Raw genomic sequence first — 18,139 nt, forward strand, 5'->3', positions numbered from 1 at the left:
TCATCGTGGTTGCAACGAAATGACGTGTGGGTGCGCGAGACGAGAGCCGCCCGCTGCCTCTGTTATCGTTCGCCCGGTTTCGGCCGCTAAACCATCTTGTGAAGCAACAGAATGATAGAACCCAGATAGCACTTGGTCATCCTCAGTGATGCCGGTCCAATCTATCGTGGGACTGTTTGCCTGGTTTACAAATCCGATGAGGGCTCCGTTTGCCGCAACGTTAATTGACATCGAGAGCGTCGCGCTACTATTCGCAGCAACCGCATCGGCGGTGCCGAAGAGGGTAGCGGAATAGCCGACCAGTCTATACACGCCGATGTCGCACCTCGCCTGACTGCCGCCAAAGGTTACAATGATCGTGGCGCTCGTCCCCGCAGGCACTTCAACCAACGCGATTCCGGTTGCGCCTCGGCTCCCGATCGAAAAGAGGGAAGTCTGCGCTATTCCGTTTACTGTCACACCAGTGACGCTGGCCGCGCCACTGGCAAAATCGCCCCCGCAGCAGCATATTGCCAGCACACGGTTTGAGTCCGCTGCTCCGATGTCTACCGAATTGAAGGTGAAGGTGCTCGCCGTACCTGATTGCCCGGTGAATCCAAGCCATGTTTTGGCTATTCCGCTTGGCGCCGCCGCATCGGCAAACTGGTCGATGTCGATCGAGAACGGCCCGGCATCGGCATTGTTGAACCACAGCGCCAGGCCGAAGGTGGTGACGCCGGAGACGTTGGAGAACGGCGCCGGCGTCTGGCCGGTGTATTCGTCGGTATAGGTCACGTTGTCGGGGCTGGTCTGGAACTTGTAGGTGGCACCATCTGCCGAAACGACGAGCCTTATGTAATTCGGCCCGGCCTGGGTGCCGTTGGCCGATGCGCCGCCATCCGATGTGGTGTGCCCGGTCTGGGCGTTCCAGCCGTTCGGCGGCGTGCCGTTGACCTGGTATTTGTGCAGCCCGGTCGAGCCGTCGCCGCGCAGCCCGACGATGTGGAAGTCGTTGTTGGTCTTCAGCCCGAAGCCGACCATGGCGAGCTTGCCCTGCTGGGCCAGCTGCGAGAAATGCGTGACATAACGGAACGTGTATTGCCGGCCGGCGGCGATGTTGGCCAGGGGATAGACCACTTTGCCGAATGCGCCTGTCCTGGTCTTGCCCTTGAGCGTGGTGTTGCCCGATGCCGTGGTGCTGGCGACAGGCTCGTCGACGAAGCCGCCATCGGTGACGCCGGTACTTCCGCCGACCACTATGGCCCGGCCGCGAACCGAACCTCCTGAAAGCATGTCTGGTAGCATCAGGCTTCTCCTTTCGATTCGACGATCGTCGAGACGCGCTCCGGCAGACTCTCTGCGCGGCGCCGGGCGCGGTCGGCCGCGGCGGCTTTCTTGTCGGCGCGGATCCGGCGCAGGAGGTGCAGCACGTCGCGCTGCGGCAAACCGAACTGCGCGGCGATCGACGTGGCGAAGTCGGCAAGCATGCCTGCGTTCTCGTCGTCGACGGCCTGTGCCAGCTTCGTCATCTCGGCCCGAACCGTTGCCGCGTCGACCAGGCGGCCGAGCTGCGCCTCCTCTTCAAGCGCGGCGACGCGGTTGCGACGGCGTTCCGACTGCAGGCGTTCCTGCTTGATCTCGTCGTCGACTGTCGTCGGCTTCGGCGGCCGGCCGACATCGTCCGCCGCCTCTTCCTGCTCGACCAGGTCCAGCCGCGTCGAGAGGCCATTGCCGAGCGCCTGGCCGATGTCGCGGCGCTGCCGGATCTGCTCGATCGCCTTGGCGACGATGACCTTGGCGTTGCGGCCCTCGCCTTGGAGCGCGTCACGCCCGATCGTGCCTTCGGCAAGGTATTGGCTGATGCGACCACGCGTGACGTTGATATGTCGTGCGAAGGCGGCCTTCGACATCGTGGTCATGATCTTTAAGCCGGCTCCGGGTCGTCTTTCCTGCCACCGGTCAAAGGCGTCAGACGCGGCGGCGGCCGGCTTGATGGGAACGAAAGCTTGAACTCGCCGCGCTCGGCACGCCGCAGCGCATCGCGGAACAGGTCGAGCATCTGGTCTGAGATCACGTGCTCGTGCCGGCCGCCGGCGTCGCCGATGGCGCAGACGAGCGCGCCCGTGAGATGCGCGAAGACCTTGTGCGCATCGCATCCTTGCGCTGCCATCTCGGGCATCGTCACCCTGTTCAAGAACTGCTGGGTGTGGTGGCTGCACCACTTGCCGTTTTCGCCTTCGAACGCGCCAAGCTCGGGATGGGGAAAGGTCATCAGCGGGGCCTCCGGCCGTTGCTCGCAGTCGCCTCGCGTTGCAAGAACCGCTGCAGTCGGTTGAGCGCGATATCCCCGATCGTCAGATCATCGATCTGCTCCCCGCCCGGCAGCTGCAGGATGATCGGCGTGCGGTGGTTGCCGCTGGCACGGGATGACGCCAATGATGCTGACACCGAACCGCCGCCAGCGAACCGCGGGATCGCCATCGACCGGTTCATGTTGTCGACGAAGCCGCCAATCGAAAAGCCGGACAGCCCTTTCAACGACGGTGTGACACCATTGTTGAGCGCTGACAGGAAGCCGACGCCGAGTTTCTTGACAGCAGCCGCCTGGATCACAAATTCGCCGTTCGAAAGCCACGCCAGAATGCTGTCCGTTTTAGGCCCGCCGCGTCCGCTTACGAAACCGCCGCCGGCGAAGCCACCCTGCGAACCGCCACCGCCGCCGGTCGAACTGCCGCTGTCGCCACCAAGGCCGGCGAGCTTCTTGGCATAGTCGATGGCCGACTTGACCTTTGAGACGATGCTGTCGACCAGGGACGACACCCGGCCGAGCATGCTCTGCGCCAGGCTGACGATGCCCTCGAAAATGGTGCTGATCCGCTGCGGCAGCGTACCAAACCAGCCGGCGATCCGGTCGACGATTTGCTGCGCGATCGCGCCGAGCCGTTCGACCAGGCCGTTCCATGCCTCGACGATTGCCTCGACGATCCCATTGAAGGCATCGACGGCCGACTGCTGGCCCTCCTGGAACGCGCCGACGATCGACTCCCAGAGACCGGTCACACCGTCGACGATCGCCTGCCAGGCAGCCGTGGCGGTGTCTTTGATGTATCCCCAGCCGGCCGCGGCCCCGGCCTTCGCCTCATCCCAGAATGCGACCAGGGCGACGCCAGCCCCTACGATAGCCGCGCTGATAAGCAAGGGGATGCCGCCGAAGATGTCGATCAATATGCCTATGGCGGTGCCCACCGCGCCCACGGCCAAGCCGAGCAAGGTGAATGCGCCAATGATCCCGAGAATGAACGCGCTGATCAGAAGCTCGCCGCCGGTCAGGTCCGTGCCTAAGAATTTGTTCATTTGATCGGCAACGAACTTTGCGCCGTCGCTGATCGCCTTGAACAGCGGAATCACGACGTTGGTGACGACGGAATAGACGTCCTTGCCGAATTGGACGATCGCGTCTTTCCACTCAACAATCCATTTGCTCTGGACCTCGTCATCTCGGCCGGCGAGCAGGAACAACAGGTCCCGCACCGCGCCGAGCACTTTCTGGTTGATCGCCTGGCCAAGTTCGATCAGCAGGTCGCGGTTCTGGCTGATGATATCAGCGAGGCCGTTTGCCAGCACTGTCAATCCAGGCGCGAAGATCAGCCCCAGCTGCAGCCTGGCGCCCGCCGCTGCCTTGCTGACGCTGTCGAGGCTGTCGCCCAGGGCGTCGCCGATGGCGGCCTGTGCCGGCGTGAGCACGACACCGAGCCTTTCGGCCTGGTTGGCCAGATCGGTGATGCCCGCTTTCGCTTGGTTCAAAAACGGCAGCAGATTGGCGCCGCTCTTGCCGAATAGCTCGATCGCCAGCGCGCTTTTCTGAGCGCTGTCGGGCATTCTCGCGAAAGCGTCGGCGACGTCCAGCAGTATGGCTTCGTTCGATCGAAGGTTGCCGTTAACGTCTCGGATCCGAACACCCAGCTTGTCGAAAACGGAACCGGTTTGCTTGGTGGCGTCTACGGCCTTTTGAGCCGCCCCGCCAAATCGCGTCACCTTGACCCCGGTTGCGTTGAAGGCGTCGCCGATTTTTGATGTCTGGCTGGCCGCGTCGCTGATCGCCTTGTTCAGGCGACCCATTCCGGCAACGAATTCGTCATTCCCAACGTTTGCCATCTCGGCCGCGAATTGCAGTTCGGTGAAGGCCTGGACCTGAAGCCCGGTTGCCTCTGCCGCCTTTCCGGCATTGTCGGCGACCTCGCCAGCGGACTTCGCCAAGCCGAACACAGCCAGCCCAGCGCCGCCGGCGGCGGCGGTCAGGCCCGCGCCGAGCAGGGCGACGCGTTTGGTGACCGTCGAGAGCTGGTTGCCGAGATTGCTAAGGCTGGCGGTGAACTTGTCGAAATTCGCCTTGGCCGCCGCCGCCTGCATGTCCTTGAAGGCCTTCTCGCCGGCGGCACCGAGCGCCTTGAGCTGGTCCTTGATCGTGTCGCCGCCCTCGAGGGCGATGCGCTGCGTGATTGTTTTGTTGGACATGTCCAACTCCTTTGCGATTTCGATAAACCTTGGGGAACACACACACGAAGGCGACGAATTCGGAGGATCAAAGCACCGTGATCGCGAGAACGATGCCGCAGGCCAGGGCGAAGGCGAGCCACGCGATCATCAGCGAACCTGTATCCAGAGGTCCTTGAGCCCCGCGATCACGTTGTCGGTGATCTCGCCCGAGGTCAGCTCGTTCGAATACAGCAACAGGCGCTTGACCTCGGCTTCCACCGCAAGGAAGGCGACGCGGTCACCCTCCGCAGCGGCGTGGATCGCTATGCCCACGATCCGGCCGGTGCCGTCGTAAGGAACGACGCGCATGTCCTGGAGGGCGAGCTTGTGCAAAAAGGCCCACACCCTTTGATTTTGCTGTTTACGCGCGAGGCTGCACTCCCCCGCCTTCGCGCGCATCCACGCGGGCCTTTCATCAGCAGAGGGCTGTAGCCCTGGAATGTTAATCACGGGCACGTACCACGAATAGGCGGGCGACTGGGGGGAGATCTGCAGGACTTCGCCGATCCGCAAAGGTGCATCGGCGAAGCCGCTATAGCGGCCGTAGCCGGGCTGATGCCACTCCGACAGAATGAACTGCCCGGGACGATCGTCGGAAAACACGCGTTCGGTCATCGCTGCCTCTCAATGGCTCGTGTCGGACTGGGGATGCAGTGAGGCGAGGTGGCGTACCGCCAAGCGGTAGGCTCTCGGCGTTTCCCGCCGGATCGCGTCGCTGACTTGCTTGGCGTTCGGCTCGCTCTCCCGGCGGCCAAGGACGTCGAAGGAGCAGAGGAACGCGAAGGTCTTCATTTCCGATTCGCTCAGTCCTTGCGCGGGAAACCCGCCGGCGGAGACCGCCGGCGGGCAAGGATCACCATCATGCTTGACTTGCAGCGCTGGTTGGATTGTACGGGACATGGGCTTTGCGAGGCGCCCGCATCCAACCTGCCGTTTTCTGATCCGCTGCTGCTTGACCGTCAAAAGGAATTGCCTCGCAAAATCTTCGCCTTCAGCTGCGCTAAATATGGCCGTCGACGAGCGCATTGCCTTCGCTGGCAAGACCCTCGCGCGAGTTGTTGATGCGGTTGATGTAGCTGTCCCAGCCGCCGCGAGCAGGGACTTTGCCAGTCGGCACCGAGGCGGCGGCACGATGACCGCGCGACGGTACCAAATACTGCACGATCGCGTTGATGCGGATCAACGCATCGTCAGCGGCGGTAAGCTCCGCCTCGAAATCGATATCTTCGCGGTCGCGCTCCTTGCGAGCCTCGGCTTCAGCGCTCCACTCGGCGCAGATCGAAGCGATATTGTTGATTTTTTCCTGCAACATTTTCGGAGATCTCCTGTGTTTTTCAGTTGGCAAGGGACGCGAACACCGCGTCGGCTGCCAGCACGGCGCGCGGATCGGCATCGGCACGGCGCAGGAGATTGATGCCGGCGCGCGTAGCGTTGCGAATCAGCTCCTCCTCGACGAGTTCGGCTTCCATCAACGTCTGATCGAGACGTAGCAGCTCGGCCTTCCGGTCCTGATCCGAAATCCCTGGCTTGGTCTCGTAGGCAGTGCGGATCTTGGCCTTCATCGCATCCGAGGCGAGATCGGCCACCACGGCAAGCGCGAGCGGACCTTCAAAGCCCGCGACTGAGGGAAAACGGAAGCCGTCGGCCGCGGCGAAATCAGGGGCCCGGAAAATCTCAAGAGCTCCACGCATGGGCTTGATCCAGGCATCGACTCGCTGTAGCGCAATTTCGATTTCCGGCGGCTGGACTTCGACTTTGGCTCGACGTTCCTTGAGTCCGCGGATCTGGGCGCGAACGGCCTCAAGGCCTTCGGTCAAGCCGGCCATCGCCTTGCGCTGGCCTGCAACGAGCATCTTCAGATTTGCGTTCATCGGGGCTCTACTCCGAAACCTTGAAGCCGGCCTCTTTTGCCCATTCCTCACAGGATGATTTCAGCAAGCCGGCCGCCTGGCTGCGTTCCATTTGCTCCTCCACATGCGGCTCGGCTTCGGCGACCTTCCATTCGAGATCCTCGAACTTCGCTTTTGCGGCCTTGAAGGCATCGACAAGCGCAATGGCATGCGGGTTCTGCTCAAGGACTTCGAGCGGGGTTTCGCCCCATCCCTGGCGCAAGCTCCGCATCGCGTCGTCGCGGGCCTGACCGGCCGCGTACCGGTTGCGCTTGAGGTCGTTGAGCTTTTCGGAGCTGGAATACGACGCCGCATGAGCGGAGATGGAGATATTGCGGATTTCACTGAGCCGGTTGATGTCGATCTTATGCATGGTTGAGGGTCGCTTTCCCTTTATTTCCTTAAGTTCTTGGCCGCATCATCACTGGGCCGGCGGGCAATCCAAATGGGGTCTTGAATTGCCACGGTCGGCGAGGATCGAGCGGAGGCGTCGCGCCTTCGGCATCGAGCCGAGGCGACATATCCGCCACCAGGTGGCGGCAGGCTCCGTTGCCGGTGCTTCCAGCCGGTGCTGGTCGCGCGGCCACCTGTTCGCCTCATAGGCGCTGAATGACCTCAGGAGCGCACCGGCCGCCGCTGCCGGGGCGAGATCCGGCCAGAGCGCACGGTGCAGCGCCGTCAGCATGCGATTGCGGTCCGCAAGCGCCAGGTGCCGCCCGACCGACAAGCCGCCATGGCTCTGAAGGTGGAGCGCCTTCGCGAGCGGCTGGCGGGCACCGCCGCCGATCCATTCGCGGATGGCGGCGCCCACGGCCCGCGTGTCAACGTCCTCGCTCTTCGAAAGCCAGTTGGCCGCCTTGTCGAGTGCAGCCAGGCCGTTGCCGGCAACTGCAACCTTAGCGGGTTGCCTTGCCGGTTGCTTAGGCTCACTGTTTAATTGTTTAGGCTCCGGAGAGGACGTCACACTGGAGCAGGATCGCGCTTCGCCGCCCCGCATACGGTTTTCGACCGGGGAGGACCCGCGAAAGGTCATGGCGTCGACCTCGCGAGTGCTTCATCAGTCACCGCTTTTACTTCCTCCATCACGCTCAGGATCGCGTCGGCTATGTCTTCGCCAGTCGCTTGCTCACCGCACGTGGCGGCAAGCCATCGCTCGAGGCGCAGGATTTCCCGCATGTCGATGACGATGCGTTCGAACGCCCTGGCGATCTCCATGTCGGTCAGCTTGGCCGTCATGGCGTCACTCCGGGCTTGTGGTTCCACTTAGGATTCTTCCGCTCAAAGGGCGATGGTCCTGCCGGCTTGTCGGGCACTGGTGCCCTTGGCTGTGTCCGCTCGGGTAGAGCTTTCCACATTCGCTCGCCGAGATACTTGGCAAAGCTGCAGATCAGCTTGCGGCCAGCCGATCGGTTGACAGCCACGAACCTCTCGATCTCGTTGGCGCCCTCGATGCGGTCTGAAAGCGACAGGCTGTTCCACGCTTTCAGCGCGGTCTTGGGACTGTCGACGACAGGCCAACGCTTGAGCGCCTGATCAAATCCGTCTCGCGCGCGCTCTCTCTCAATTGGAGTGGTGTATGGACTGTTAGACTGAACGTCCTTCAGTGCCTCGTTGGAACGACGTTCAGTGCGTCGTGGCGTAAGGCACTGAACGTCCTTCAGTGCCTCGTTCGGCTGAGGCACTGAACGTGCTTCAGTGCCTTCGGCGTCTGGCCACCTCGCCTCATACTCGTGATTTTTCCATTTCCGACCGGCGAGGCCGTGCTTGGTGACGGTCAGCCAGCCGGCGCTTTCGGCCCTCGCTATGTGTGTGCAGACCGACCGCTCAGAAAGGCCGGTCGCCTGTTCGAGCTGCTTGGTTGTCGGATAGCAGCCACCGCCCAAATCGTTCATGAAGCAGGATATCGTCAGCAGCACATGGCGCGTCGTTGGCTCAAGGCCAGACGAAATAATCGCGTGGCGCCAGCTCCACGACGTTGACTGCACTTTCGCCATCAAAGCGCGACCTTTGCCTCGCGGATCACGGCGACCGCCTGCAACGGCGTCAGACCGAACCGGCGGCGCAGGGCAGGAATGATGGGGTGTTCAATGCTGGTCAGGTTGGCGCGATACCATGCGGCAGCAATGTCTATCGCGGCGTTCGACTGATGGCAGAGGCCGGTCGTTCCGCCGACCGGCAAGTTTGACAAATCGACGCTAAGTGATTGATTTCCGACGTGCGGTTTGACGCAACCTTCGCTGTAAGTATTTGATTTTGGCTGCTTAGCCGTTGACTGAAAATCCGCGTGTCGGTGGTTCGAATCCGCCTCTGGGCACCATCTTTTTAAATGAAAATCACGTTCTTATATAGAGCGACCACCTGATCGTTCTCGTGTGGCATGCGCCTGTTGCAGCGCGTTCGCGAGTCGGCGCTTAGGCTTTCTTGTCGCCATTGGGATTTGGTGCCGGCGCCTCCCGCACGTCTCGCGGTGGCGGATCGACATGCTCAAGCTCCGACGGAGCTTTGTCTGGCCGATCGACGGGTGGCTGCGGGCCGGGCTTCGGCTGTGGTTCTTTGATCTTGGCTGGCATATCCAGTTAACTGGGATCCACAGGCTCTTGTTCCCTGATGCCTTAAAGGACCTGGAGACCGAAGCCGCCAAAAGCGTGTCACGGTGAAACAAACAGATCACAGTTTGCGACAGTCGGGATGAATGATGGTCCGAAGAGCGTTCTAACTTTAGTTCGCCGGGCGCTCACAAGACCCCGAGCGCCCAAAATCAAATGCTTTTGGGAGAACGATCATGAGACATCTCCTCATTCCGATGGTGGCAGGCTTGTTCATAGGTTCCACCAGCATGGCTTTGGCCACCAATGTTCACACGGTGACGGGCACGACAGGTCAGCCCAGCCAAGAAATCGGAACTGCTCAAACAGGAAGTGCGACCCCCGGCCACGCCAGCTCTGCCCCGGGCTCAGCTTTCAACCCGGATGGAAATGCCGGAACACATTACGCCGGCACCCAGCCGCAAAACTCGAAGAATCCGAAGAGCGTATCTCAGTACGACGTGGCCGGCTTCCAGCAGTCCCATAATAGGTGACAGCACGGTCCGCGGAACAACAGGCCCGGCCGCCGAAGCAGCCGGGCCAACGCATCCCGCCAAGTTGACGCCACTTGTGGGCGTGAGCTCGGGAAACTCGCCGGCACCACGCGAAAACCGCGGCGAATCTGCTGATCCGAGCGTTTTCTAACCTCGGATCTCGGAATTTATCGGGCCAGGCTCACTTCTCGGCGCGGTGGGGGGTACTCACGGATATCGATGGACGGAACGACTTTGCTCTCACCGGGCTCCTGGGGGATTCAATTTGCTTGGCGCCCCACCATCCCTAGGGCAAACTCCCTGCCGGGGCTGCAGGAGGTGAGATGAGAGCACGCGCGGCTACGCTCGGGGATCTCGAGGATGTCTTCCATGGCCTGTCCAAGCGGATGTCGGACGAGTACGTGGCGGCCGGCAAGGACAGCAAGATCGCCTACGACAATCTGATGATGAATTTGAAGGAAGGCCGGGCGCATGCGCTCGTTGAGGGCGACAAGGCCGTGGCGATCATTGCCTGGCACGAGGACAGCGATGCCGCCGATACGCTGTTTGCCGCGCAGGAGGATTTCTTCCGCGCCTCGACGGTGCGCTTCTGCAAGCGGCATATCAGGCATATCCAGGCGCTCGCCGGCAACCTTCCGATCCATTCGCGCAGCTGGCTGCAGGGGCCTGACGTTGCCAGATGGTTCGGCATCATCGGCTATGTCGAGCGGGGCCAGGAGAACGGCGCCAATCTGTTCGAACTGCCACCGGCTCGCCTCGGCTAAGGAACCCTGGCTGCGGTAGCTGTTCTTCTTTGCCGCGAACGCCGACTGTACATCGCCATCGCCCGCGCAAATTCGTCGATGCGGGTCACCGTCTTCGCCTCCAATCGCTTTAACGCGGCGGCCTTTGCGAATTGCACACTCGGCCGCCTCATGGACTGCCTCGGCAAGCGGCTTGCGCAGGACGACGATTGGCGGGATGTTGCTGGGGGGCAACCGGGGCCAAACCGGCAGGCCGAGACCAATATGGCTGCTGTAAAATGTCGCGAGCTTGCGTCGCCTTTCTTGTCTTTGTTGCCTTGCTGATGCCGGTAGAGGCAAGCGAGCGCATGTCTCATCTGTTTGATCGCTCCAACCTGCCGATCGCCTATTTTCGCGAATCGGATCTTGTGACCGCGTACGCGACTGCAATGGCGCGCTTCCGTCTGCAGTTCGCAGGGCGCGCCGGCGAAACCAATCTTGCGATCCCTCTCGAACCATTGCTTTTGCGGGCGGAATTCCGGGCGCGGACATGGCGCTCGGCGGACGGCAGCTTGTTGCAAGGCTTCGCCGGCAAGGGCGGCTTCCGGTTGACTATCGGTAACTGCCTGGCGCGTATTTGCGCAGCCAGCGAATGCAGCGATGCCGGTTGGCCGGTTTACGCCTGCAGCGACGGACGCAAGCGCAAGATGTCCGTCACCGATTTTGTGACGGCAAAATTCGATGGCATCCCCTATCGTCGACTGAGCGCCCCTCCTTCACAGCAATGATAGCGCGAGGTGGTCTCACCGAGGCAGATGTTCAGCCAGGGCGGTATTCGGTTGCCGCTGCGCGAAAGCCGCCTGTACCGAGCGGTTGACCGTCACCGGCAGGATCGGAGGCGACAAACCCGAGAAGGTAGGTGACGCGATCGGGCAACAGCTCCGCAAAACCATCCCCGAGAGGGGCCCAGAGCGGTGCCGGGCGCATCCGCCACAGCGCGATCGGGTTGCGCTCGGCAGGCGTTGATGGTTTGTTGCCGGTCAGCGGAGATCAAGTGATGCGAGAATCCATGGGTCAAGACGAATACGGGTCGGCGAACCCCTTCGATCCGGACGACCTGCCGAATTTGAACGCGATCGGACCAGGGATCGGCAACAACGACTTCGAGAAATACGCGGTCGCCGTGATCATCGTGTTCGGCGCCCTGATCATCGGCGGGCTAATGGCCGCGTCGATGACTTTCGGCCACCGCAACGGCTTCCTCTTCGCTCTGGGCGGCGCCACGTCGGCCTGGATATCGGGAAATGCGCTTTTGCTCGACCGGCCACGCATCTATGCGCTGTTCGTCGGCATTGCCGCCTTGATGCTCATTGCATCGACCATCACGCTGGTGACCTGACGGCGCTCGCCGGGCCAAGAAGCGGAGGCCGATCCCTAAGGGTGGAATCCGGCCTCGTCCGGCAAGGAACAGACTTGCGGCCTGTCAATATCCAAGCGCCTCCCCCGACGCCGCGCGGCTGTCGATGGCGCCATTGTAGCGCGCGCCGCCGCCCTTCTCGATTTCCGCCAGGCTCTTGCCGCCGACGAGAATGCCCGCCGCCTGGCCCCAGCTCTGGTGAGCGAGATCGAGGTGATAGCCCATCCCGGCGAGCAGCCTTTCGGTATCGGGCGAAAGCCCGAACGGCTCGACATAGACCGTGTCGGGCAGCCATTGGTGATGGATGCGCGGCGCGTCGATCGCCTCCTGGATGTTCATGCCGTGGTCGATCACATTGACGATCGCCTCCAGCGTGATGGTGATGATGCGCGAGCCGCCCGGGCTGCCGATGACCATGAACGGCTTGCCGTCCTTGGCCACCACGGTCGGGCTCATCGAGGACAGCGGCGTCTTCTTCGGCTGGATGGCGTTGGCTTCGCCCTGGACCAGGCCATAGAGGTTGGGCACGCCGGGCTTCTGGGTGAAGTCGTCCATCTCGTTGTTGAGCAGGATGCCGGTGCCGTCGGCGACGACGCCGGCGCCGAACGAGCCGTTCAGCGTGTAGGTGACGGCGACCGCGTTGCCGTCCTTGTCGATGATCGAATAATGGGTGGTCTCCTTCGATTCGCCGAAGCCCTTCGGCATCAAATCCTGCGACACGCCGGCCCGGAACGGATCGATCCTGTCGCGGATGTCCTTGGCATAGTTCTTGTCGAGCAGCTTGGAGACCGGATTGTCGACGAACTCCGGGTCGCCAAGGGCGGAATTGCGGTCGACATAGGCATGTCGCATGGCTTCGACCATGACATGGACCGTCTCGGCCGAGCCGGCACCGAGATAGGACAGCGGATAGCCTTCCAGCACGTTGAGGATTTCGCAGATGATGACGCCGCCCGAGCTCGGCGGCGGCGAAGAGATGATCTCGTAGCCGCGATAGGAGCAGGTGACGGGCTTCAGCTCGCGCACCGCATATTGCTCGAAATCACCCTTGGCCAGGATACCGCCCTTGGCACCGCTCGCCTTGACGATGGCGTCGGCGATGGCGCCTTTGTAGAAGGCATCGGGACCTCTCTCGGAAATGGCCGAGAGCGAGGCGGCAAGGTCGGGCTGAACCAGCTTCTCGCCGATGCCATAGGGCTTGCCCTCGGGTTTGAGGAAGATGGCGGCGGCCGCCGGGTCCTTCGCCAGCCTGTCGGCGCTGCCGGCGAATGAAGCCGCATCGCCCTGATTGAGGATGAACCCGTCCTTGGCATAGGCGATCGCCGGCGCCATCAGGTCCTGCCTGGACAAGGTGCCGTATTTCTCGCGCGCCATCTCGAAACCGGCCACGGAACCCGGCACGCCGACCGCGAGATAGCCGTCGAGGCTGGCGCCCTTCACCGGCTTGCCGTCCTTGTCGAGATACATGGTCTTGGTCGCGGCAAGCGGCGCCCGCTCGCGGAAATCGAGGAAGGTCGATTTGCCGTCCTTGAAGCGGATGGTCATGAAGCCGCCGCCGCCGATATTGCCGGCATTGGGATAGACGACGGCCAAGGCATAGCCGACGGCGACAGCCGCATCGACGGCATTGCCACCCTTTTTCAGAACCTCCACGCCGACTTCGGAAGCCAGATGCTGGGCGGTGACGACCATGCCGTTCTCGCCCTTGGCGGGTGCCGGCGAGGCGGCGAAGACGGCGGCGGATGGTATGAAGGCGAAGGTGATCGAAAGGCTGACGGCAATGAGCGTCCGGCGGGTGAGGTGCATGGCGGGACTCCTAAGCGGGACGCCTAGGAAAGACCTTCGGGGGGCGTTAGTCCAATAACAATTGAATAAGCGCGTGAGAGACCCCCTCACCGGATTGCCAAGTCGAATTGCAAGGGCAATTCGGGCAATCCGACCTCTCCCCAAGGGGAGAGGAGCTTGCACCGGCGCTGACCTCTTCTCCCCTCGGGGAGAAGTTGGCCGCGAAGCGGCCGGATGAGGGGGAGTGGCTCGACCTCAGACGATACCGCCGGAACCACCTGCGACTGCAGGCCGTTCGGCCGCGACCTTGGCGCGGTAGCCCGCCGCCCGATAGGCGGCGACCGGATCGATGGCGCCACCGGTCTTCAGCCGCGCCATGGCCAGGATCGGCTCGACATCGGTGCGATAAGCAGCCTTCAGCGTCTGCGTCGCCATCAGCGCGTCGTTGGCCTCCTGGAAGCCTTCGAGCGCCTTGCGGTCGACCAGCAGCGCCTGCGCATAGGCACGCTGCACCTCGACCGCCGACAGCATCAGGCTTTCGATCGGATCGGTGACGTTGTGGCTCTGGTCGAGCATATGCGCGGGATCAAAGCCCTCGGCGCCGGATAGCTCGGCATCGACCAGCTCGTTGAAGACCAGGAAAAGCCGGTAGGGATCGATCGAACCGGCGTCGAGGTCGTCGTCGCCATATTTCGAATCGTTGAAGTGGAAGCCGCCGAGTTTCTTGAACTGGATCAGCCGCGACACGATCATCTCGATGTTGACGTTGGGCGCGTGATGGCCGAGGTCGACGAGGCAGAACGCCTTGTCGCCCAACTCCTTGGCGATGATGTAGTTGGTGCCCCAGTCCTGGACGACCGTGGAATAGAAGGCCGGCTCGTACATCTTGTGTTCGGTGAACAGCTTCCAGTCGGCCGGCAGGCCGGCATAGACCTCCCGCATGGCGTCGAGATAGCGCTCGAAGGCCTTGGCGAAATTGACCTGGCCGGGGAAGTTGGAGCCGTCGCCGATCCACACCGTCAATGCCTTGGACCCAAGCGTCTCGCCGATCTCGATGCATTCGAGATTGTGCTCGACGGCTTGCCGGCGAGCACCGGCATCGGCATGCGACAACGAACCGAACTTGTAGGAGAATTTCTGGTCCTTCGCGTCCGAGAAGGTGTTGGAATTCATGGCATCGAAACCGAGACCGAAGCGGGAGGCCGCCTGCTTCAGCCGGTTCGGATCGGCCTTGTCCCACGGAATGTGCAGTGAGACGGTCGGGGTCGCCTGCGTCAGTTGGCTGATGACGGCGCAGTCCTCGATCTTGTCGAAGATGTCGCGCGGCTCGCCGGCACCGGGAAAGCGGGCAAAGCGGGTGCCGCCAGTGCCGACACCCCAGGAGGGGATCGCGACCGCGAATTTCTCGACCTTGTCCCTGATGGCATCGATGGCGATGCCGTGGCGGTCGAGGCGCTCGCCGAGCGAGGCGTAGTCACGCTCGAGGTCGGCCTTGCGCGCGGCATTATTTTTTTCGACGACGTCGGCCGAGATGATCAATTCGGACACTGCTGTTCCTCCCAGTACTCGCACGGCTGGCGCCGCCCCTCATCCGCCCTTCGGGCACCTTCTCCCCGTAGAACGGGGAGAAGGAAGCTCAGCGCGTAAAGCTCTGCGCGTTGCCGGCGTCGACGTTGATGATGTTACCCGTCGATTTGGCCGACATGTCGGAGGCCAGGAAATAGATCGCCTCGGCGATGTCTTCCGGGAAGACGGAGCGCTTCAGCATCGAACGCGAGCGGTAGTGCTCTTCCAGATCGTCGGTCGACATCTTGTAGGCGGCGGCGCGCTGTTCCTTCCACTCGCCTGTCCAGATCTTCGAGCCGCGCAGCACGGCGTCCGGGTTGACGACATTGACCCTGATCTGGGCTTCCGCGCCTTCCAGCGCCAGGCAGCGGGCGAGATGGATCTCGGCGGCCTTGGCGGTGCAATAGGCGGAGGCGTTGGGCGATGCGGCAAGGCCGTTCTTGGAAGCGACGAAGACGATATTGCCGCCGATCTTCTGTACCCGGAACAGCCGGAATGCTTCCCGCGAGACCAGGAAATAGCCGGTCGACAATATGTCCATGTTCTTGTTCCACAGCGCCAGCGTCGTCTCCTCGATCGGCGCCGAGGAGGCTAGCCCTGCGTTGGACACCAGGATGTCGATGCCGCCGAACTCGACCGCCGTCTCGGCAAAGCCGGCGACGACCTGGTCTTCCGAAGTGACGTTGATCAGCACCGGGCGGACGAAATCCTTGCCATAGGTCTTGGCCAGTTCCTCATTGGCGCCCGCGAGCGCCGCCTCGTCGATATCTGCCAGCACCACGCAGGCGCCTTCGCGCAGCAGCCGGTTGGCCGTCGCGCGGCCGATGCCGCCGGCGCCGCCGGTGACCAGCGCGATCTGGCCGGCGAGCGACTTCGGCTTCGGCATGCGCTGCAGCTTCAGGTCCTCCAGCAGCCAGTACTCGATGTCGAAAGCCTCCTGCGCGGGCAGGCCGACATAGGAAGAGACGGTGGAGGCGCCGCGCATGACGTTGATGGCGTTGACGTAGAACTCGCCCGAGATGCGCGCCGTCGCCTTGTCGCCGGCGAAGGTGAACATGCCTACGCCGGGCATCAGGTAGACCACGGCGTTGGGATCGCGAATGGCGGGTGAATCCGGATGCTTGCAACTGTCGTAATAAGCCTGGTAGCCGACGCGATATTCGGCAATGTCGTCGGCGAGGCGCGCGATGACGGCATCGACATCAGGCTTTGCCGGATCGAATTCGATCACCAGCGGGCGGATCTTGGTGCGCAGGAAATGATCCGGGCATGAGGTGCCGAGTGCAGCCAGCGGGCGCAAATTCTTCGAGTTGACGAATTCGAGCACGGCGGCCGAATCGTCGAAATGGCCAATCTTGTGGCTCTTTTCCGAGATCAGGCCACGGATTTTCGGCATCAGTTTCGCAGCGATGTCGCGACGAGCCGAAGCGTCGAGCGACTTGACCACTTCGCCGCCGAAGATCGCCACACCCTCGGAGCGGCGCTCGAACCATTCGATCGCCTGGTTGATTACCGATATCGTCGTCTCGTAGCACGCCTTGGGCGTATCGCCCCAGGTGAACAGGCCGTGGCTTTCGAGGATGACGCCCTTGGCTTCAGGGTTCTCGACACAGAATTTTTCCAGCCACAGGCCAAGTTCGAAGCCGGGACGCTTCCATGGCAGCCAGCCGATGGCGTCGCCGAAGATTTCCTTGGTCAGCGCCCTGGAATCCTTCGCTGCGGCAATGGCGATGATGGCATCGGGATGCATGTGGTCGACAAAGGGCTTCGGTACGTAGGCGTGCAGCGGCGTGTCGATCGAGGCCGCCCGCGGATTGAGGTTGAAGGTGCAGTGGGGAAGATAACCCACCATCTCGTCCTCGTGCTCGACGCCGCGATAAAGCCCCTTCAGCGCCTGCAGCTTGTCCATGTAGAGGGTGGCGAAGCCATCAAGCTTGATCGAAGCGCTGTCGCCGCCCGATCCCTTGACCCACAGCACTTCCACATCCTGGCCGGTGAGCGGATCCTTCTGCCATATCTTCGAAGAGGTGTTGCCGCCGCCATAGTTGGTGACGCGCTTGTCGGAGCCGAGCGTGTTCGAGCGATAGACCAGAAGCTCGGGATCGCTCATCCCCTTGGCCTTCGCATCATCCCACAGATTGGCGAGGCGCGAGCCGGAGCGCTTGTCGAGCATAGGTAATCCTCCCTTGGAGCGCGGACGACGCACCCCTGTTTTCGTCCGGGAATGTCTACGCAAGATACAAACTTGTCAATCACAAACGATCAAGATCGATCATATTGCACTGCACAATGAAATTATATGATCGGAAATGATTGACACTGCTCGTTTTGGGTGCCTAGATGGCCAGGCAGGGAGGAACCATGCACGAAAAAGAGCGCCACAGGATCATTCTGTCCGCCGTCCAGGAAAAACCTGTGGTGACGGTGCAGGAAATGGTCGACCTGACGGAGTCGTCCGAGGCGACGATCCGGCGCGATATCGCGGCTCTCCATGTGCAGAAACGCCTGCGCCGTGTGCGCGGCGGCGCCGAGGCGATCTCGCCGCCGCAGTTCATCGGGCTGGCCGGCCGGCCCTTCTCCGTCAACGAAACGCTCAACGCCGCGCAGAAGCGGGCCATCGCCCGCGAGGCCGTGGAACTGTGCAAGGACGGCGAGCCGATCATCATCAATGGCGGCACCACCACCTTCCAGATGGTGCATTTCCTGACCGGCCGCCGCATGCCGATCTTCACCAATTCGTTCCCGATCGCCGAGCACTTGCTCAAGCACTCCAAGAACACGGTGATGCTGTCGGGCGGCACGATCTACCGCGAGCAGAACATCATCCTGTCGCCCTTCGACAATGACGTGACGCGCAATTTCTACGCGCGCCGCATGTTCATGGGTGCTCAAGGGTTGGGGCCTCTCGGCCTGATGGAAGGCGATCCGCTGCTGATCCAGGCGGAGCAGAAGCTGATCGACCAGGCCGACGAACTGGTGGTGCTGGTCGATTCCTCGAAATTCCGCAAACGCTCCAGCCTGATCCTGTGCGGTCTTTCGCGCATCGCCACCGTCATCACCGACGACGGCATCGAGGACCGCGAAGCCAAGATGCTGGAAACCGCGGGGGTGACGCTGATCGTCGCCCGCAAGTCGACAAAGGAAGAATCTTCACTGCAGGCCTGAG

Annotated in this window: 21 protein-coding genes; 5 read left to right on the plus strand and 16 right to left on the minus strand. The window is 62.3% G+C overall.

The genetic code is table 11. The annotated features are described in order from the left end of the window. The 13 genes from EN861_RS01450 to EN861_RS01505 all read right to left on the minus strand — a co-directional run bounded on the left by EN861_RS01450 (window position 1) and on the right by EN861_RS01505 (window position 8,583). A complete protein-coding gene (locus EN861_RS01450; protein ID WP_135861968.1) occupies window positions 1-1,284 on the minus strand; it encodes a hypothetical protein in 1,284 nt (427 codons plus the stop codon). After that, window positions 1,284-1,898, minus strand: coding sequence for a hypothetical protein (locus tag EN861_RS01455; RefSeq protein ID WP_135861970.1), 615 nt, complete (start codon window positions 1,896-1,898; stop codon window positions 1,284-1,286). Before EN861_RS01455 ends, EN861_RS01450 begins: the two co-directional genes overlap by 1 nt. Window positions 1,899-1,903: 5 nt before the next feature. Further along, on the minus strand, window positions 1,904-2,251 hold the full coding sequence (locus EN861_RS01460; protein ID WP_135861972.1) for a hypothetical protein: 348 nt from the start codon (window positions 2,249-2,251) through the stop codon (window positions 1,904-1,906). Continuing rightward, window positions 2,251-4,389, minus strand: a complete 2,139-nt coding sequence (locus tag EN861_RS01465; protein WP_135861974.1) for a hypothetical protein — start codon at window positions 4,387-4,389, stop codon at window positions 2,251-2,253. The genes EN861_RS01460 and EN861_RS01465 overlap by 1 nt, the downstream gene beginning before the upstream one ends. A gap of 234 nt (window positions 4,390-4,623) precedes the next feature. Beyond that, complete coding sequence (locus EN861_RS01470) at window positions 4,624-5,130, minus strand: hypothetical protein (protein ID WP_135861976.1); 507 nt, start codon at window positions 5,128-5,130, stop codon at window positions 4,624-4,626. A 9-nt stretch (window positions 5,131-5,139) separates the two neighbouring features. Then, a complete protein-coding gene (locus tag EN861_RS35800; RefSeq protein ID WP_145972048.1) occupies window positions 5,140-5,478 on the minus strand; it encodes a hypothetical protein in 339 nt (112 codons plus the stop codon). Between the two features lie 37 nt (window positions 5,479-5,515). After that, window positions 5,516-5,827, minus strand: coding sequence for a hypothetical protein (locus tag EN861_RS01475; protein ID WP_135861978.1), 312 nt, complete (start codon window positions 5,825-5,827; stop codon window positions 5,516-5,518). A 22-nt stretch (window positions 5,828-5,849) separates the two neighbouring features. Continuing rightward, window positions 5,850-6,386 (minus strand): hypothetical protein, encoded by a 537-nt coding sequence (locus EN861_RS01480; RefSeq protein ID WP_135861980.1) that lies wholly within the window; start codon window positions 6,384-6,386, stop codon window positions 5,850-5,852. A gap of 7 nt (window positions 6,387-6,393) precedes the next feature. Next, window positions 6,394-6,777, minus strand: a complete 384-nt coding sequence (locus EN861_RS01485; RefSeq protein ID WP_135861982.1) for a hypothetical protein — start codon at window positions 6,775-6,777, stop codon at window positions 6,394-6,396. Between the two features lie 48 nt (window positions 6,778-6,825). Continuing rightward, window positions 6,826-7,437, minus strand: coding sequence for a hypothetical protein (locus EN861_RS01490; RefSeq protein ID WP_135861984.1), 612 nt, complete (start codon window positions 7,435-7,437; stop codon window positions 6,826-6,828). Then, the gene (locus tag EN861_RS01495; RefSeq protein WP_135861986.1) at window positions 7,434-7,640 is read right to left on the minus strand and encodes a hypothetical protein; all 207 of its coding nucleotides are present in this window, start codon (window positions 7,638-7,640) and stop codon (window positions 7,434-7,436) included. Before EN861_RS01495 ends, EN861_RS01490 begins: the two co-directional genes overlap by 4 nt. Continuing rightward, entirely contained in the window at window positions 7,637-8,398 is a 762-nt protein-coding gene (locus EN861_RS01500; RefSeq protein WP_135861988.1) for a helix-turn-helix domain-containing protein, read from the minus strand. The genes EN861_RS01495 and EN861_RS01500 overlap by 4 nt, the downstream gene beginning before the upstream one ends. Continuing rightward, entirely contained in the window at window positions 8,398-8,583 is a 186-nt protein-coding gene (locus tag EN861_RS01505) for a hypothetical protein (RefSeq protein WP_135861990.1), read from the minus strand. The genes EN861_RS01500 and EN861_RS01505 overlap by 1 nt, the downstream gene beginning before the upstream one ends. 603 nt (window positions 8,584-9,186) lie before the next feature. On the opposite strand from EN861_RS01505, the gene EN861_RS01510 reads away from it, so the two are divergent. The 4 genes from EN861_RS01510 to EN861_RS36720 all read left to right on the plus strand — a co-directional run bounded on the left by EN861_RS01510 (window position 9,187) and on the right by EN861_RS36720 (window position 11,604). Then, complete coding sequence (locus EN861_RS01510; protein WP_210212440.1) at window positions 9,187-9,483, plus strand: adenylate cyclase; 297 nt, start codon at window positions 9,187-9,189, stop codon at window positions 9,481-9,483. A 323-nt stretch (window positions 9,484-9,806) separates the two neighbouring features. Then, window positions 9,807-10,247: a hypothetical protein gene (locus tag EN861_RS01515; RefSeq protein WP_135861992.1), complete on the plus strand. Its 441-nt coding sequence runs from the start codon at window positions 9,807-9,809 to the stop codon at window positions 10,245-10,247. A 326-nt stretch (window positions 10,248-10,573) separates the two neighbouring features. Then, entirely contained in the window at window positions 10,574-10,993 is a 420-nt protein-coding gene (locus tag EN861_RS01520) for a hypothetical protein (protein WP_245511978.1), read from the plus strand. Between the two features lie 359 nt (window positions 10,994-11,352). Continuing rightward, window positions 11,353-11,604 (plus strand): hypothetical protein, encoded by a 252-nt coding sequence (locus tag EN861_RS36720; protein ID WP_031240466.1) that lies wholly within the window; start codon window positions 11,353-11,355, stop codon window positions 11,602-11,604. Between the two features lie 84 nt (window positions 11,605-11,688). Here the strand turns inward: EN861_RS36720 and ggt are convergent, their stop codons facing one another. The 3 genes from ggt to EN861_RS01540 all read right to left on the minus strand — a co-directional run bounded on the left by ggt (window position 11,689) and on the right by EN861_RS01540 (window position 17,146). After that, window positions 11,689-13,428, minus strand: a complete 1,740-nt coding sequence (ggt, locus tag EN861_RS01530; protein WP_135861994.1) for a gamma-glutamyltransferase — start codon at window positions 13,426-13,428, stop codon at window positions 11,689-11,691. Between the two features lie 234 nt (window positions 13,429-13,662). Further along, window positions 13,663-14,955, minus strand: coding sequence for an L-rhamnose catabolism isomerase (gene rhaI / locus EN861_RS01535; RefSeq protein WP_127276990.1), 1,293 nt, complete (start codon window positions 14,953-14,955; stop codon window positions 13,663-13,665). Between the two features lie 88 nt (window positions 14,956-15,043). Next, window positions 15,044-17,146, minus strand: a complete 2,103-nt coding sequence (locus tag EN861_RS01540) for a bifunctional rhamnulose-1-phosphate aldolase/short-chain dehydrogenase (protein WP_127276988.1) — start codon at window positions 17,144-17,146, stop codon at window positions 15,044-15,046. A 188-nt stretch (window positions 17,147-17,334) separates the two neighbouring features. Between EN861_RS01540 and EN861_RS01545 the strand changes: the two genes are divergently transcribed. Continuing rightward, on the plus strand, window positions 17,335-18,138 hold the full coding sequence (locus EN861_RS01545; RefSeq protein WP_027145694.1) for a DeoR/GlpR family DNA-binding transcription regulator: 804 nt from the start codon (window positions 17,335-17,337) through the stop codon (window positions 18,136-18,138). The last annotated feature ends 1 nt before the right edge of the window (window position 18,139 follow it).

The sequence above is a fragment of the Mesorhizobium sp. M8A.F.Ca.ET.218.01.1.1 genome (assembly GCF_004791165.1).
GTDB lineage: Bacteria > Pseudomonadota > Alphaproteobacteria > Rhizobiales > Rhizobiaceae > Mesorhizobium.

Coding starts and splice junctions, on each gene's coding strand:
- EN861_RS01450 (WP_135861968.1), bottom strand. CDS start 1,284: ATGCTACCAGACATGCTTTCAGGAGGTTCGGTTCGCGGCCGGGCCATA.
- EN861_RS01455 (WP_135861970.1), bottom strand. CDS start 1,898: ATGACCACGATGTCGAAGGCCGCCTTCGCACGACATATCAACGTCACG.
- EN861_RS01460 (WP_135861972.1), bottom strand. CDS start 2,251: ATGACCTTTCCCCATCCCGAGCTTGGCGCGTTCGAAGGCGAAAACGGC.
- EN861_RS01465 (WP_135861974.1), bottom strand. CDS start 4,389: ATGCAGGCGGCGGCGGCCAAGGCGAATTTCGACAAGTTCACCGCCAGC.
- EN861_RS01470 (WP_135861976.1), bottom strand. CDS start 5,130: ATGACCGAACGCGTGTTTTCCGACGATCGTCCCGGGCAGTTCATTCTG.
- EN861_RS01475 (WP_135861978.1), bottom strand. CDS start 5,827: ATGTTGCAGGAAAAAATCAACAATATCGCTTCGATCTGCGCCGAGTGG.
- EN861_RS01480 (WP_135861980.1), bottom strand. CDS start 6,386: ATGAACGCAAATCTGAAGATGCTCGTTGCAGGCCAGCGCAAGGCGATG.
- EN861_RS01485 (WP_135861982.1), bottom strand. CDS start 6,777: ATGCATAAGATCGACATCAACCGGCTCAGTGAAATCCGCAATATCTCC.
- EN861_RS01490 (WP_135861984.1), bottom strand. CDS start 7,437: ATGACCTTTCGCGGGTCCTCCCCGGTCGAAAACCGTATGCGGGGCGGC.
- EN861_RS01495 (WP_135861986.1), bottom strand. CDS start 7,640: ATGACGGCCAAGCTGACCGACATGGAGATCGCCAGGGCGTTCGAACGC.
- EN861_RS01500 (WP_135861988.1), bottom strand. CDS start 8,398: ATGGCGAAAGTGCAGTCAACGTCGTGGAGCTGGCGCCACGCGATTATT.
- EN861_RS01510 (WP_210212440.1), top strand. CDS start 9,187: ATGAGACATCTCCTCATTCCGATGGTGGCAGGCTTGTTCATAGGTTCC.
- EN861_RS01515 (WP_135861992.1), top strand. CDS start 9,807: ATGAGAGCACGCGCGGCTACGCTCGGGGATCTCGAGGATGTCTTCCAT.
- EN861_RS01520 (WP_245511978.1), top strand. CDS start 10,574: ATGTCTCATCTGTTTGATCGCTCCAACCTGCCGATCGCCTATTTTCGC.
- ggt (WP_135861994.1), bottom strand. CDS start 13,428: ATGCACCTCACCCGCCGGACGCTCATTGCCGTCAGCCTTTCGATCACC.
- EN861_RS01540 (WP_127276988.1), bottom strand. CDS start 17,146: ATGCTCGACAAGCGCTCCGGCTCGCGCCTCGCCAATCTGTGGGATGAT.
- EN861_RS01545 (WP_027145694.1), top strand. CDS start 17,335: ATGCACGAAAAAGAGCGCCACAGGATCATTCTGTCCGCCGTCCAGGAA.